Source organism: Methylobacterium sp. D53M (genome assembly GCF_053345625.1).
In genome coordinates this window covers 383,516-396,141 of record NZ_JBKFAL010000002.1, presented here as the reverse complement: position 1 = coordinate 396,141, position 12,626 = coordinate 383,516, and the positions used below count along the sequence as shown (strand labels likewise).

The 12,626-nt window shown below is 70.0% G+C and carries 12 protein-coding genes; 1 reads left to right on the top strand and 11 read right to left on the bottom strand.

The annotated features are described in order from the left end of the window. Window positions 1–16: 16 nt before the first annotated feature. Entirely contained in the window at window positions 17–799 is a 783-nt protein-coding gene (gene tam, locus ACLBYG_RS06150; protein ID WP_447680894.1) for a trans-aconitate 2-methyltransferase, read from the top strand. Window positions 800–820: 21 nt separating this feature from the next. On the opposite strand, the gene ACLBYG_RS06145 is transcribed toward tam, so the two are convergent. From ACLBYG_RS06145 to pyrC, 11 genes are all read right to left on the bottom strand, one after another. After that, window positions 821–2,896, bottom strand: a complete 2,076-nt coding sequence (locus ACLBYG_RS06145) for a methyl-accepting chemotaxis protein (RefSeq protein WP_447680893.1) — start codon at window positions 2,894–2,896, stop codon at window positions 821–823. A 221-nt stretch (window positions 2,897–3,117) separates the two neighbouring features. Continuing rightward, window positions 3,118–3,771 (bottom strand): pyridoxamine 5'-phosphate oxidase family protein, encoded by a 654-nt coding sequence (locus ACLBYG_RS06140; RefSeq protein ID WP_020090721.1) that lies wholly within the window; start codon window positions 3,769–3,771, stop codon window positions 3,118–3,120. A gap of 166 nt (window positions 3,772–3,937) precedes the next feature. Then, window positions 3,938–4,957, bottom strand: coding sequence for a ketol-acid reductoisomerase (gene ilvC, locus ACLBYG_RS06135; RefSeq protein ID WP_056531609.1), 1,020 nt, complete (start codon window positions 4,955–4,957; stop codon window positions 3,938–3,940). Between the two features lie 12 nt (window positions 4,958–4,969). After that, a complete protein-coding gene (locus tag ACLBYG_RS06130; RefSeq protein WP_091977791.1) occupies window positions 4,970–5,626 on the bottom strand; it encodes a TetR/AcrR family transcriptional regulator C-terminal domain-containing protein in 657 nt (218 codons plus the stop codon). Window positions 5,627–5,708: 82 nt separating this feature from the next. Further along, window positions 5,709–6,353 carry a glutathione S-transferase family protein gene (locus tag ACLBYG_RS06125; protein ID WP_447680892.1) on the bottom strand — a complete coding sequence of 215 codons (645 nt, stop codon included), beginning with the start codon at window positions 6,351–6,353 and terminating at the stop codon, window positions 5,709–5,711. 44 nt (window positions 6,354–6,397) lie between these two features. Next, on the bottom strand, window positions 6,398–6,757 hold the full coding sequence (locus ACLBYG_RS06120; protein WP_447680891.1) for a type II toxin-antitoxin system PemK/MazF family toxin: 360 nt from the start codon (window positions 6,755–6,757) through the stop codon (window positions 6,398–6,400). Beyond that, window positions 6,735–7,031 carry an AbrB/MazE/SpoVT family DNA-binding domain-containing protein gene (locus ACLBYG_RS06115; RefSeq protein WP_447680890.1) on the bottom strand — a complete coding sequence of 99 codons (297 nt, stop codon included), beginning with the start codon at window positions 7,029–7,031 and terminating at the stop codon, window positions 6,735–6,737. Before ACLBYG_RS06115 ends, ACLBYG_RS06120 begins: the two co-directional genes overlap by 23 nt. Window positions 7,032–7,084: 53 nt before the next feature. Further along, window positions 7,085–7,627, bottom strand: a complete 543-nt coding sequence (gene ilvN, locus ACLBYG_RS06110) for an acetolactate synthase small subunit (protein WP_020090724.1) — start codon at window positions 7,625–7,627, stop codon at window positions 7,085–7,087. An 82-nt stretch (window positions 7,628–7,709) separates the two neighbouring features. Next, window positions 7,710–9,485: an acetolactate synthase 3 large subunit gene (locus ACLBYG_RS06105; RefSeq protein ID WP_100250623.1), complete on the bottom strand. Its 1,776-nt coding sequence runs from the start codon at window positions 9,483–9,485 to the stop codon at window positions 7,710–7,712. Window positions 9,486–9,920: 435 nt separating this feature from the next. Further along, the gene (locus tag ACLBYG_RS06100; protein WP_091977794.1) at window positions 9,921–11,366 is read right to left on the bottom strand and encodes an amidase; all 1,446 of its coding nucleotides are present in this window, start codon (window positions 11,364–11,366) and stop codon (window positions 9,921–9,923) included. A 173-nt stretch (window positions 11,367–11,539) separates the two neighbouring features. Next, window positions 11,540–12,619 carry a dihydroorotase gene (gene pyrC / locus ACLBYG_RS06095; protein WP_447680889.1) on the bottom strand — a complete coding sequence of 360 codons (1,080 nt, stop codon included), beginning with the start codon at window positions 12,617–12,619 and terminating at the stop codon, window positions 11,540–11,542. Window positions 12,620–12,626: the final 7 nt, after the last annotated feature.

Genomic DNA, 12,626 nt, shown 5'->3' with positions numbered 1-12,626 from the left:
TTCACGGAAGGGTGCCATGGCCGACTGGAACCCCGCCCTCTACACCCGCTTCGAGGACGAGCGGACCCGCCCCGCCGCCGAGCTCCTCGCCCGCGTGCCCCTCGACGCGCCACGTCTGGCCGTCGATCTCGGCTGCGGGCCGGGCAATTCCACCGCGCTGATCGCGGCGCGCTTCCCCGACGCGGAGGTGATCGGCCTCGACACCTCCCCGGCGATGCTGGAAAGCGCCCGCGCGCGCCTGCCGGGCCTGTCCTTCGCGCTGGCCGACGCCGCCACCTGGGTGCCCGAGCGGGCCCCGGACCTGATCTACGCCAACGCCGTCCTGCAATGGCTGCCGGACCACGCGAGCCTGCTGCCGCGGCTGTTCGGTCTGCTCGCCCCGGGAGGCGTGCTCGCCGTGCAGATGCCCGACAACCTCGCCGAGCCGACCCATCGCCTGATGCGCGCGGTCGCGGCGGACGGTCCCTGGGCGGCCGCGATCGGCGATCCGGCCGTGGCCGGCCGCCTCGGACGGATGCTGGAACCCGCCGCCTACTACGACCTGCTGGCGCCGCGCGCCGCCGAGGTCGATGTCTGGCGCACCACCTACCACCACCGCATGGCGGACGCGGCCGCCATCGTGGACTGGGTCAGCGCGACCGGGCTCCGGCCGTTCCTCGACCCGCTGGATCCGGAGGAGCGGGCCGGCTTCCTGGCGGCCTACACCCGCGCGATCGACGCCGCCTACCCGCCGCGCAGCGACGGGCGGCGCCTGCTCGCCTTCCCGCGCGTGTTCATCGTCGCCCGCAAGGCGCCGTAGCGCGGGCCGGCACGGCGACCGTCAGGCCGCGCGCACCGTTCCGAGGAAGCGGCCGACCTCCGCCCGGAGATGCGCGGATTGCCGCGACAGGTCCGCGGACGATTCCAGCACCTGACCGGCGGCAGAGCCGGTCATGTCGGCGGCTTCGGCCACGCGGGCAATGTTCGTCGTCACCTCGCCCGTGCCGGCGGCGGCCTGGGTCACGTTGCGGACGATTTCCTGGGTTGCCGTGCCCTGCTGCTCGACCGCGGCCGCGATCGTCGTGGCCGCCCCGCTGATCTCGTCGACGCGCGTCGTGATGCTGCCGATCGCCGAGGCCGCCTGCTCGGTCGAGGCCTGGACGCGGGCGATCTGGCCCGCGATCTCCTCGGTGGCCCGTGCGGTCTGCTCGGCCAGCGCCTTCACCTCGGCGGCCACGACCGCGAAGCCCCGGCCGGCCTCGCCGGCGCGGGCCGCCTCGATGGTGGCGTTCAGGGCCAGCAGGTTGGTCTGGCCGGCGATGCCGCTGATCAGCGCCACAACATCCCCGATCTTCATCACCGCCGCGCTCAGATCCTCCACCAGCCGCACCGTGCGCCCGGCCTCGTCGGCCGCGGCCCGCGCGAGTTGCGCGGATCCCTGGACCTGACGCCCGATCTCCTGCACCGAGCTGCCGAGCTCCTCGGCCGCCGAGGCCGCGGCCCGGACGTTGGCGGCGGCCTCCTCGGCCCCGGCCGCGACGGTGGTCGACTGGCCGGCGGTCTCCGACGCCGTGGCGGCCAGCGCCCCGGCCGTGGCCTGCAGCGCCGTGGCCGCGTCCGTGACCGTCGCGACGATGCCGCCGATGGCCTGCTCGAAGCTGTTCGCCAGGTCCGCGGTCACCCGCTTGCGGTCCCGGTCGGCCGCCGCCTGAGCCTCCGCCCGCGTCCGCGCGTCGGCCTCCGCCTGCGCCCGCAGGCCGTCGCGCAGCTTCAGCACGGCACGCCCGACCAGTCCGACCTCGTCGCGCCGCCGCGCCTCGCGCACATCCGCCCCGTAATCGCCCGCGGCCATGTCGCCGATGGTCCGGCCGAGGCCGCGGATCGGCGCCCCGACGAGGCGGTGCAGCGCGCCGAAGACGGCCGCGCACCCGATCAGCACGCAGAGGACCGAGATGCCGATCAGCGTCGCGCGCGCCCGATCGGCGGCGGCCGTGAGCGTCGCCACCGGCACCGCGACGACGATCGCCCAGCGGTCGGGCGTCTCGCCCGCCTGGATATGCTGCGCCATGTAGCGCCACGGCGCCCCGTCCGGGCCCGGCGCGTCGGTCACCACCACGGCTCCCGCCGCGATCGCCTGCCGGGCCGCGTCCGCCGCCGACGCGTCGAAGCCGTGCATCGGCTTCCCGGCCGCCGCGCCGGTCGGATGCGCGACGGTCGTTCCATTCGCCGAGACCACGGCGAGGTAGCCGGTCCCGAACGGCCTCACCGCCCCGAGGACGGCATTCAGGGACCCGAGATCGATGTCGACGCCGGCGGTGCCGCGATACGTGCCGTCCACGGTGATCGGTGCGCCGAACGACATCATGACGACGTCCTTCCCGGCCACCGGGTAGATGTAGGGTTCGATGGCGACCAAGCGGTTCAGCTGCTTCGGCCGGAGGTAATAGGCGCCGTCCGGCTCGGCCTCGTAGCCCGTGAGGACCTCGCGCTTGATCGTGCCGCTCCCGCGGTTCCAGTAAGGCATGAAGCGGCCGCTCGCGTCCGAGGAGGCCGTGCCGGCGAACGCGCGGTCGCGCCCGTCCAGGGCGTCCGGCTCCCAGCCCGTCCAGGTCGCGATCAGCTCGGGGTTGGCGCGCAGAAGCTCGCGCAGCAGCGCGTCGTAGATGTCCCGGTCCTGGATGCGGCCGGCGCGCAGGGCCGACGCGGAGGCCGCGATGCTCTCGGCAGTCTTGGCCGCTACCGCGAGGCGGAAGCGGACCTCGCGCGCCTCGTTCGATAGCGTCTCCGACTGTATCTCTGCGGCCTGCTCATCGAAGGACGCGTCGATTCGGCGGGCGAGAAAAGTCGTTCCACCCGCGAACACCGCAGCGATCAGGATGCTGCAGATCAATGCGACGCGCAGCGGGAGCGAAACCATGGTCTTAACGGTCCGAGCAAAGATGCGATCGGCAAATTTGCACGAAATTTATGGCCCCACACTCACATCGTCAAGAATTTTCTAGACCATGATACTATCAAACACAAAAGCTTTTTTTATCAATGTGTGATGCGGCAGCTTTATACTCAACATCATCTTATTTGACGAAAATTGAGTTCCGCACCGGCCGCCCGGGACTGCGAGGCGGCCGGAATGGACGATCAGGCCTCGCCGCGGGCCATCAGCGCCTCGTACTCCGCGACTTCCAGCCGGCCCTCCTGGGCGACGCGGGCCTTGTCGGCATCGCTGATCACGTCGCCCGCGAGGTCGAGGCGCTTCCAGGCGGCGAGCGGGGTCTCGCGGCCGGGACGCGGCACGTACTTGTTCTGCTCGAGCTTCTGGTACTTGTGGATGTAGCGCGGGCAGTTGATCCAGATCTTCGTCACCGCGACCTTCACCAGGTACTTGGCCTCGGTGTACGCGGCCAAGAGGGCGTCGTCGCGCAGCAGCGTCGCGTGGCCCTGCACGCGGATGCGGTGCGGCGTCTCGAAGTCGATGAACAGCAGGCCGACCTTGGCCTGCCCCTCGATGTTGCCCATCGAGTAGAACATGCCGTTGCCGTCGAAGCCCGGGAAGACGAGCGTCTTGTCGTCGAGCACCTTCACGAAGCCCGTGGGACCGCCCTTGTAGGAGACCGTCGGCATCCCGTCCGGGTCGACGGTCGAGAGGAAGAACATGTCGCGGGAGCCGATGAAGGCGGCCTCGTCCGGCTGGACGGTCTCGTGGACCCAGTCCTCGTCGAGACGCACGGCGAGCTTGGTGGTGCCGAACTCCTCCTGCAGCGCCCGGTGCGCGTCGGAATAGAGCGATGCCATGCGTGTCCTCTCCGCTTGCCGGTCCTCGTACGCGCGGGACCGCTGGCGGGCTTATGGCCGGGACACCCCGTGTCGGGCAACCCGGAACGCGAAGGGCCGGCCACGCCTCCGCGTGACCGGCCCCGCGCGTGCGCGGACGGGCCGGGCCCGACCGCGCGGATGCGGATCAGTTGCGGGTCTTGTCGACCAGCGCCTTCTCGGAGATCCACGGCATCATGCCGCGGAGCTTGGCGCCGACCTCCTCGATCGGGTGGGCGGCGAGCTTGGCGCGGGTCGCCTTGAACGAGGTCTGGTTGACCTTGTTCTCCAGCATCCAGTTGCGGGTGAAGGTGCCCGACTGGATGTCGTTGAGCACGCGCTTCATCTCGGCCTTGGTCTCGGGCGTCACGATGCGCGGGCCGGTGACGTACTCGCCGTACTCGGCCGTGTTGGAGATCGAGTAGTTCATGTTGGCGATGCCGCCCTCGTAGATGAGGTCGACGATCAGCTTCACCTCGTGGAGGCACTCGAAATAGGCCATCTCGGGGGCGTAGCCCGCCTCAACCAGGGTCTCGAAGCCGGCCTTGATCAGCTCGACGAGGCCGCCGCAGAGCACGGCCTGCTCGCCGAACAGGTCGGTCTCGCACTCCTCCTTGAAGGTCGTCTCGATGATGCCGGCGCGGCCGCCGCCATTCGCCGAGGCGTAGGACAGGCCGAGGTCGTGGGCGTTTCCGCTCGCGTCCTGCGCGATGGCGATCAGGGTCGGCACGCCGCCGCCGCGGAGGTACTCGGAGCGCACGGTGTGGCCGGGGCCCTTCGGGGCGACCATCAGGACGTCGAGGTCCTTGCGCGGCTCGATCAGGTTGAAGTGGACGTTGAGGCCGTGGGCGAACAGGAGCGCGGCGCCCTGCTTCATGTTGCCCTCGAGGGACTCGCGGTAGATGTCGCCCTGCAGCTCGTCGGGGGTCAGCATCATCACCACGTCGGCCCACTTGGCGGCCTCGGCGACCGACAGGACCTTGAAGCCCTCGGCTTCCGCCTTCTTGGCGGTGGCGGAGCCCTCGCGGAGCGCGATGACGATGTCCTTCACGCCGGAATCGCGCAGGTTGAGCGCGTGGGCGTGGCCCTGGCTGCCGTAGCCGACGATGGCGACCTTCTTGCCCTTGATCAGGTTCAGGTCGGCGTCACGATCGTAATACACCCGCATGTCTGTCTCCTCTTAGACTTGGTGTTTCGGGTCGGGTTTGGCCCGGCCGTAGAGGGCCAGGAACTGCTCGACGGCGCGGCCCGCGTCGCGCCGGATCTCGGCCCCGTCGAGGTCGAGGGTCTCGCCGAGCAGAAGGCGGATCTGGATATCCCGGCCGACGAGGCCGAAGAAGGTGCGGAAGGCAGCCTCGCTGTCGGCGAAGCTCAGCAGGCCGGCGGCGCGCCCCGCCTCCAGCACGGGCTTCACCCGCTCGCCGATCGCGAAGCGCCCATTCGCCAGGACGATGCCGCCGAGATTGCTCTTGCGCGAGCCCGCATGCGCGATGGCGATGCGGTTCAGCGCCACCGAGGTCGGGCCGGTGATGACCTCAAGCCACGTCACGGCGAAGTCCTGCAGGCGCTCCCGCAGGGTCGCGCCGTCGAGCACCTGCGCGCTGTCGTTCCCGGCATGGACCCGGGAGGCCTGCCAGCGCACCGTCGCGGTCAGCAACCCGTCTCGGTCGCCGAACCACTTGTAGAGCGTCTCCTTCGAGCAGCTCGCCCGGCGCGCGACCGCGTCCATGGTGAGCTGCTCGCCGTCCTCGACCATGAGGCCGAGCACGGCGTTCAGCACCGCCTGCTGGCGTGCCGACGGCTCTTCCCGCTCTGCTGTCGCGCTGGCCTGCATCATCTCGAATGGCGTACCGTACCGTACGGTACGCGCTTTAGGCCGATTCGTAGGGCGCGGCAAGGGGGTGCCGTGCCCGCACCTGCTAGCGGGGGAGCGGCAGCCCTTCGCGGGCGAAGACGGCCTGGACAGCCGGGCGCTCGGCGACCCGGCGCGCATGGGCGGTCCAGGCCGGGAAGCGCCCGGCCATGTCGAACCGGAGCACCGGGCCGTTGGCCCAGAACCAGAAGACCGTCAGGTAGGCGTCGACGACGCTGAACCGGTCGCCCACCGCCCAGCCGCCGTGCGACAGGCGCACCTCGGTCATGGTGGCGAGGTCCGCGTAGGTGTTGGCCGCCTTCGCCTTGATGCCCTCGAAGGCGCTCTCGTCCTCGGTGTAGCGCTCGGGCCGGCGGACATGGGCGTAGGTCACGTGGTGGTTGCAGGCGAGCCAGCCGAGCCACTCGTCGGCGGCGGCCTGCTCGCGGAGATCCGTGGGCCAGAGCCCCTTCTCCGGCACCTGACGAGCGACGTGGCGCATGATGGCCGCGCACTCGGTGAGCACCCAGCCGTCCTCGGTCAGCGCCGGCACGCGGCCGCGATCGTTGATCGCGAGGTATTCCGGCCGGCGCTGGTCGCCCGCGGCGAGATCGAGCTTGAGGCCCTCGTAGGGCAGCCCGAATTCCTCCAGGATGATGTGGGCGGCGAGCGAGCAGGCGCCGGGGGCGTAGTAGAGGGTGCGGGCGGTCATGAAAGCCTGTCTGCTGTGGAAAGCATACGAAGAGCGCGCGTATCTCAGACCGTAAGGCCGAGCAGCGTCCTGAGCTTGCCGCGCACGTCGGCCACGATCTCATCGGGCGCGCTGCCAAGACTCCTCAGGATGCGTGTAGCCCTGTCGATCGAGCGGACTTGATCCACCAAGACAGCGCCAGTGACGGAAAGGCCCGCCGGCAGGAACACTTTTGTCGGCCACGGATGCGGATTGCGCGTAATCGGACAGACAATCACGCGACGCGTCAACTGGTTCATGTTCGGATCCGACACGACAAGCGCGGGCCGAATACCCTTTTGTTCCGTGCCGCGAACCGGCTCAAGATCGACGAGCAGGAGTTCGCCCGGCTTCGGCTGCCAGTCAGTACGGGTCGTTGTCGTCATCGATGATCTCGGACCCGCGATCCGGTCCCCAATCGACCGTCGGTGGCTCGGCCTTCGGGCCCAGACGCCGGGCCTCGGCGATCATCTCTTCGAGGGTGTAGACAGGCAGCCCATCGACGTACCGACGCCCGGCCCATTGCGTCGGCTCGGGCTGCGGCGAGCGCTTCGAGACGATCTCCACGGTCTCGCCCTCGCGGATGCCGAGTTCCTCGGCCTCCGCACTACTCAGCCGCACGGCGAGATCGTCGCCCCAGCGAATGACCTTGGCTTCCATCGCTCCGCCTCCTGCGGGGATGGCGCATCCTAGCAGATGCGGGCCGCCGGATCCTACAGCGGCTCCGCCCCGCGCCCCATGGCGGAGATGCCCGTCCGGCAGATCTCCACCAGCCCGATCACGCTCATCAGGCGCACGAACCGGTCGACATCCTCGGTGGCGCCGGTCAGCTCGAACACGAAGGAGTTGAGCGTGGCGTCGAGCGTCTTCGCGCCGAAGGCCGCGGCCAGCCGCAGGGCCTCGCTGCGGTGCTCGCCCTCGCCCTTCACCTTCACGAGGCAGATCTCGCGCTCGATGGCGTTGCCCTGGAGCGTGAGGTCCACGACCCGGTGCACCGGAACCAGCCGGTCAAGCTGCGCCTTGATCTGCTCGATCACGGCGTTCGTCCCGGTGGTCACGATGGTGATGCGCGAGATGTGGCGCGCCTCCTCGGTCTCGGAGACGGTCAGGCTCTCGATATTGTAGCCGCGGCCGGAGAACAGGCCCGAGATGCGGGCGAGCACGCCGGGCTCGTTGTCGACGATCACCGCCAGCGTGTGCCGGTTCACCGGCTCGACGCGGACGGCATCGGGGTAGTGGGTGTTCATCGCGTTCATCGCCGGCCTCGTCCTCGTCGTTCGACCCATCGCCGCCGCAGCGGCGGATCGCGGCCCGGCGGTGACGCCGGGCCGCCCGCCCTCACACCAGCATCTTGCCTTCCTCGGAGATCACGTCGCCGAGCTCGACGCCGGTCTCGCCGAGGTAATCGGACAGGAGCATCTCGTTGTGCGCCTTGCCCGACGGGATCATCGGGAAGCAGTTCTCGGTCTTGTCGACGATGCAGTCGAAGATCACCGGGCCGTCATGGGCGAGCATCTCCGCGATGGCGCCGTCGAGGTCGCCCGGCTTCTCGCAGCGCATGCCCTTGGCGCCGTAGGCCTCCGCGAGCTTCACGAAGTCCGGCAGGCTCTCCGAGTAGCTCTGCGAGTAGCGCGAGCCGTGCAGCAGCTCCTGCCACTGGCGGACCATGCCCATGTACTCGTTGTTCAGGATGAACACCTTGATCGGCAGGCGGTACTGCACCGCCGTCGACATCTCCTGCATGTTCATCAGGATCGAGGCCTCGCCGGCGATGTCGATCACGAGCCCGTTCGGGTGCGCGAGCTGGGTGCCGATCGCCGCCGGCAGGCCGTAGCCCATCGTGCCGAGGCCGCCCGACGTCATCCATCGGTTCGGCTCGTCGTACTTGAAGTACTGGGCGGCCCACATCTGGTGCTGACCGACCTCGGTGGTGATGTAGGTCTCGCGGTCCTTGCAGGCCTCGTAGAGGCGCTGCACGGCGTATTGCGGCTTGATGATCGTGCCCGACGGCCAGTAGGCGAGGCAGTCCCGCGCCTTCCAGGCGCTGATCTTCTGGAACCACGGATCGAGGTTCGACTTGTCGGGCCGCGACGGCAGGGCGCGCCACGCCTCCAGCATGTCGCCGAGCACCGAGGCGCAGTCGCCGACGATCCCGACATCGACCTTCACGACCTTGTTGATCGAGGAGGCGTCGACGTCGATGTGGATCTTCTTGGAGAAGGGCGAGAACGCGTCGAGCCGGCCGGTGATCCGGTCGTCGAACCGCGCGCCGACGCAGATCATCACGTCGCACTCGTGCATCGCGAGATTGGCCTCGTAGGTCCCGTGCATGCCGAGCATGCCCAGGAACTTCTCGTCCGTGCCCGGATAGGCGCCGAGCCCCATCAGCGTCGAGGTGATCGGGAAACCGGTCTCGCGGACGAGCTCGCGCAGCAGCCGCGAGGCCTCCGGGCCCGAGTTGATCACGCCGCCGCCGGTGTAGAAGACCGGCCGCCGTGCGGTCGCCATGAGCTCGACGGCCGCGCGGATCCGGTCGGCGTCACCCTTCACGGCCGGGCGGTACGTCTTGTGGCTCGCGATTTCCGGGCGCTCGTAGAGGCCGGAGGCGAACTGGATGTCCTTGGGCAGATCGACGACGACCGGGCCCGGCCGGCCGTTCGCCGCGACGTAGAACGCCTCGTGCAGGATGCGCGGCAGGTCGTCGATCGATTTGACCAGGTAATTGTGCTTCGTGCAGTGGCGCGTGATGCCGACCGTGTCGCATTCCTGGAACGCGTCGGTGCCGATCAGGTGCGTCGGAACCTGGCCGGTGATGCAGACCAGCGGGATCGAATCCAGCATCGCGTCGGTGAGCCCGGTGACGATGTTGGTCGCGCCGGGGCCCGAGGTGACGAGGACGCAGCCGACCTTGCCGGACGAGCGGGCGTAGCCCTCCGCGGCGTGGACGGCGCCCTGCTCGTGGCGGACGAGGATGTGCTTGACGGCGTTCTGGTGGAAGAGCGCGTCGTAGATCGGAAGTACGGCGCCGCCCGGGTACCCGAACAGCGTGTCGACACCCTGATCCTGGAAGGCCCGGATGACCATCTCGGCCCCGGTCATGACCTCGCCGCCCATGCTCGTCTCCTCGCGCTCTCCGAGGCCACCGCGATCCCATGATCGCCGCCCTGCCCCGTCCTCTCTCCCGGCACCCCCGTCACGCGGGGCGGTCTCCGCCTCGCCCGAAAGTGCCTCTCGCCTCGGTCACCCGTCTGCGCCGATCCCATGCCGCCCTGAAGCGGGCAACAAAAAAGGGCCCCGAGGGACCCTGCATGCGCCACCGCTCGGATCGCGACCCTCGTTCAGGGCCGCCCCGTCGGTGACGCTACCGCTACAATAAGGACCGTCGTCATCGGAAACCCGAAACTGCCCCGCGGCGGCCCCATGATCCGGAACTGGCTCATGGTCGGCGCGCGAAGTGTCGGGCCTCTTAGCGGAGAGCGCGGAGCCGGTCAACGCGTCCGTGCGTGCAATCGCGCTGGTTCCGCGCCGGTTGAGTGCCGGAGCCGCGGCTCACTGCAGCGGCGGCGGGTAGCGGCGCACCCAGCCGCTCGCCGCGTCGTAGGCGGCGCCGAGCTGCAGGCAGGCGAGCTCGCCGTGGTTCGGGCCGACGATCTGGATGCCGGTGGGCAGACCGGCCTCGCCGAAGCCGGCCGGCACGGCGAGCGACGGGAGGCCCGACATCGTCGCGGGGATCGTGATCTGCATCCAGCGGTGGTAGGTGTCCATCGCCCGTCCGCCCACCGTCTCGGGCCAGCGCAGGCCCTTGTCGAACGGGAAGACCTGGGCGCTGGGCATGACCACGTAGTCGTAGGTCTCCATGAAGCGGCGCAGGGTCTCGTACCAGCGGGTGCGCCCCTCCAGCGCCGCGATGATCCGGTCGGCGCCGAGCGCCAGCCCCCGCTCGACCTCCCAGGCCGCCTCCGGCTTCAGCAGGGCCCGGTGGCGGGGCTCGTCGTAGAACGGGCGGAGGTTCGCCGCGACGGTGAAGGCCCGCAGCACCAGCCAGTCCTGCCAGAGGGTCTCCATGTCGTAGCGCGGCATCGCCTCCTCGACGGTGCAGCCGATCTCCGCGAAGGTGGCGAGCGCCGAACGCCCGACGTCGAGCACGCCGGGATCGAACGGGATCTGGCCGCCGCAATCCCCGAGCCACGCGATCCGGGTCCCGCGGAAGTCGCGGGCGAGCGGGCTCGCGAAGGCGGACGGGTCCTGCCGAATGGCGTTCGGGCAGCGCGGGTCGTAGCCCGCCAGCACCGAGAGCATCAGGCCGATATCGCCGGGCGTGCGCCCGATCGCCCCGAGCACGCCGAGGTTCGGGCTGAACACGTCCTTGGCCTCGGCGGGGATCCGGCCCCAGCTCGGGCGCAGGCCGTAGCAGTTGTTGAAGGCCGGCGGGTTGCGCAGGGAGCCGGCATGGTCGCTGCCGTCGGCGACCGGCTGCATCCGCAAGGCGACTGCGACCGCGGCGCCGCCGCTCGACCCGCCCCCGGTCTTGGCCGGATCGTAAGCGTTGCCGGTGGCGCCGTAGACCGGGTTGAAGCTGTGCGAGCCGAGGCCGAACTCGGGGATGTTGGTCTTGCCGATGAAGATCGCCCCGGCGGCGCGCAGGCGCGTCACCATGATCGAGTCGGTGTCGGCGACCCGGTCGGCGAAGATCGGGGAGCCCTGCGTGAACCGCAGGCCGCGGACCGGATCGAGATCCTTCACGGCCAGCGGGAAGCCGTGCAGCGGCCCGACGGCGTCCCCCCGCGCCAGCGCGGCGTCGGCGGCCTCGGCCTCCCGCAGGAGCGCGGCGTCGTCGGCGAGGCCCACGAGGGCGTTCACCTGCGGGTTGATCCTGTGGATGCGTTCCAGATAGGCGCGCATCACCTCGGCGCAGGAGACGACCCGACCGCGAATGGCGGCCGCGAGGTCCACCGCGCCCATGGCGGTGATGCCGTCCTGTCGCGCGTCCTGCATCGTACCACTCCTTCGATCTGGCGGGCTGCAGCGCTACACCGCGATGCGGGATCCGAGACCGTCTTTGCGAGCGCAGCGAAGCAATCCAGCAGCGATACGTCTTGCGAAGTCGCGCGGCCCTGGGTCGCTTCGCGCCGCTCGCGATGACGGTGCGCTGACCTCAGCCTAGGCGGTCACACCACCGACCAGGGCAGCGTCTCCTCGCCGCGAAACACGACGACTGCCGTGTCGTCGACCGCGACCGCCTCTGCGATCCGGCCCGGCCGCCGCTCGAGAGTGACGGTCCCGGCATTCGGCTCCAGCCCGTGGAAGCGGGCGCCGTTGAGCGACGCGAAAGCCTCGAACTTGTCGAGCGCCCCCTCCTCGTCAAAAACCTGCACGTAGGTCTGGAGCGCGGAAGGCCCGCAGAACACGCCGGCGCAGCCGCAAGACGCCTCCTTGGCGCCGCGGACATGCGGGGCCGTGTCAGTGCCGAGGTAGAAGCAGGCCTCGCCCGAGGTCGCGGCCTCGCGCAGGGCCAAACGGTGACGCTCGCGCTTGGCCACCGGCAGGCAATACAGGTGCGGGCGCAGCCCCCCCTGGAAGATGTGCGTCCGGTTGATCACGAGGTGGTGCGGCGTGATCGTCGCCGCGCACCGGCCGCGGTGCTCCCGGACCACGTCGAGGATCTCCGCCGTGGTGGCGTGCTCCACGGTGACCTTCAGCCCCTGGTGGCGAGCGAGCAGCGGGATCAGGCTGCCCTCCATGAAGGCGGCCTCGCGGTCGAAGATGTCGATCTCCGGGTCGGTCGCCTCGCCGTGGATCAGGAGCGGCATGCCGATCCGCTCCATGCGCTCCAGGACGGGGGTGATCCCGACGAGGTCCGTGACGCCCGCGTGCGAGTTCGTGGTCGCGCCGGCCGGGTAGAGCTTCGCAGCGACCCAGACCTTCTCCCGAAATCCGCGCTCGATCTCGTCCGGGTCGGTGTCGTCCCGCAGGTAGCAGGTCATCAGCGGGGTGAAGTCCATGCCGGCGGGCAGGGCTGCCAGGATGCGCTCGCGATAGGCGCTGGCGGCCGCCACCGTGGTCACCGGCGGCACGAGGTTCGGCATGATGATGCCCCGGGCGAACTGCGCCGCCGTGTAGGGCAGCACCGCCTTCAGCATCGCGCCGTCGCGCAGGTGGATGTGCCAGTCGTCCGGCCGCCGGATCGTGATCCGGTCGACGGTCTTCGCGTCCTGGCGCTCGGCGGGGAACAGGTCGGCGACGCTCATCGCGGGA

Bases quoted from the DNA above. Each gene is read 5' to 3' on its own strand.
- tam (WP_447680894.1), top strand. From the start codon at position 17: ATGGCCGACTGGAACCCCGCCCTCTACACCCGCTTCGAGGACGAGCGG.
- ACLBYG_RS06145 (WP_447680893.1), bottom strand. From the start codon at position 2,896: ATGGTTTCGCTCCCGCTGCGCGTCGCATTGATCTGCAGCATCCTGATC.
- ACLBYG_RS06140 (WP_020090721.1), bottom strand. From the start codon at position 3,771: ATGGCATCGCTCTATTCCGACGCGCACCGGGCGCTGCAGGAGGAGTTC.
- ilvC (WP_056531609.1), bottom strand. From the start codon at position 4,957: ATGCGGGTGTATTACGATCGTGACGCCGACCTGAACCTGATCAAGGGC.
- ACLBYG_RS06130 (WP_091977791.1), bottom strand. From the start codon at position 5,626: ATGATGCAGGCCAGCGCGACAGCAGAGCGGGAAGAGCCGTCGGCACGC.
- ACLBYG_RS06125 (WP_447680892.1), bottom strand. From the start codon at position 6,353: ATGACCGCCCGCACCCTCTACTACGCCCCCGGCGCCTGCTCGCTCGCC.
- ACLBYG_RS06120 (WP_447680891.1), bottom strand. From the start codon at position 6,757: ATGACGACAACGACCCGTACTGACTGGCAGCCGAAGCCGGGCGAACTC.
- ACLBYG_RS06115 (WP_447680890.1), bottom strand. From the start codon at position 7,031: ATGGAAGCCAAGGTCATTCGCTGGGGCGACGATCTCGCCGTGCGGCTG.
- ilvN (WP_020090724.1), bottom strand. From the start codon at position 7,627: ATGAACGCGATGAACACCCACTACCCCGATGCCGTCCGCGTCGAGCCG.
- ACLBYG_RS06105 (WP_100250623.1), bottom strand. From the start codon at position 9,485: ATGGGCGGCGAGGTCATGACCGGGGCCGAGATGGTCATCCGGGCCTTC.
- ACLBYG_RS06100 (WP_091977794.1), bottom strand. From the start codon at position 11,366: ATGCAGGACGCGCGACAGGACGGCATCACCGCCATGGGCGCGGTGGAC.
- pyrC (WP_447680889.1), bottom strand. From the start codon at position 12,619: ATGAGCGTCGCCGACCTGTTCCCCGCCGAGCGCCAGGACGCGAAGACC.